This window comes from Stenotrophomonas maltophilia group sp. RNC7 (genome assembly GCF_030910085.1).
Taxonomy (GTDB): domain Bacteria; phylum Pseudomonadota; class Gammaproteobacteria; order Xanthomonadales; family Xanthomonadaceae; genus Stenotrophomonas; species Stenotrophomonas sepilia.
The window spans coordinates 1-1205 of sequence record NZ_JAVFVN010000831.1 but is presented as its reverse complement, the minus strand read 5'-3'; the positions used below and the strand labels follow the sequence as shown (position 1 = coordinate 1205).

Genomic DNA, 1205 nt, shown 5'->3' with positions numbered 1-1205 from the left:
AATTCACCTTTCTATTTTGCATAAGAACAGCTCCCTAGAATAAATTAATTACTTGCGACTTTTTCTTCTTGCTTCATTAACTCTCTAAATTTACTCTGCTCTTCTTCCAATTCTTTATTTTTCTGTTGTATTCTTTTTAATGTAAGACATGTTTTTATGCACTCTTTATATGCTTTTTTATTTCCTAGTAGTTTCCTATTTTCTAATAAAATTGGACATTGATTACAACTTTCTTCAGACATCATAATCACTTCTAGACGCAATTTCTTTTGCCGACTTATAGATTTTCTTTTTTCAGTTGTCAATGTATTCATTCATACTCCCCCTATTCTCTCCCAGTGTTTTTCCAAATCCCTAATTTGTTACTAAACGCTTCTTGTTCAATTTGATAAAAGCTAGTGTCATAGTAATTTACACCGTCGACTCTAACTAATTTTGCATACCCTTCCTGAATCAATAATGCATTAATATTTCTTAATTGCTTATCATCACCTATCCAAAGATATCCGTACATCTCTCCTTCTTCATCACCTGAAATAGTTTCTACATAAACTTCTTTCTGGCTATCTAACATTGTCTTTAAAAACTTGGTACTTTCATTAGGCATAAAATCTATAACTTCACGCCTATTTCCTTCTTTTTTCATCTGAATACCTATAAGGGTTAATATGCCTCCATTTTTAAAACGTACTTTATTTACATCTTCTAATTTGTCATATTCAAGTGCTTTTAAAGCATTCTTTGGCATTTCAGGAAAGAATTCTGTTTCTGGTTTTGCCATTTGTCTTTTTTGTACACTGGCTTTAGTCTCACCAGATAATCCTGTAATAGCACTTGTTTGTTTTTCTATGTCTTTCTCATTCATTCCATTAATTAATCCATCTTTTCCAACTTGGGGAGTACCAGAACATCCAGAAATAAATAGTGATAATCCAGCAACACTTGCTAAACACCTTATCTTTTTTTTCACTATCTTCTTCTCCTCCTAAAAATAAAAACCCCAAATAGCCCTAACACAATGAAGGTTATGGTCTATTTGGGGTTTTCCCTTTTATATAAAAAATATTAATTTATTAAAGTTTTTGAAATCTTAGTTAATTATAATTAACTTTTATTTACTTGTAAAGATTATTCTTTTTAATATAATTTCAAATTACATACAAACTAATTATAATAGATAAAGTTAATAGTATTGTAGCAGAACA

At 29.5% G+C, this 1205-nt stretch carries 2 protein-coding genes; both read right to left on the bottom strand.

Features of this window, described 5'->3' with window-relative positions:
• Positions 1 to 44: 44 nt before the first annotated feature.
• On the bottom strand, positions 45 to 314 hold the full coding sequence (locus RCF13_RS20105; RefSeq protein WP_016121631.1) for a zinc-finger domain-containing protein: 270 nt from the start codon (positions 312 to 314) through the stop codon (positions 45 to 47).
• A gap of 11 nt (positions 315 to 325) precedes the next feature.
• On the bottom strand, positions 326 to 970 hold the full coding sequence (locus RCF13_RS20100) for a thermonuclease family protein (RefSeq protein ID WP_016121632.1): 645 nt from the start codon (positions 968 to 970) through the stop codon (positions 326 to 328).
• Positions 971 to 1205 lie beyond the last annotated feature (235 nt).

Bases quoted from the DNA above. Each gene is read 5' to 3' on its own strand.
- RCF13_RS20105 (WP_016121631.1), bottom strand. From the start codon at position 314: ATGAATACATTGACAACTGAAAAAAGAAAATCTATAAGTCGGCAAAAG.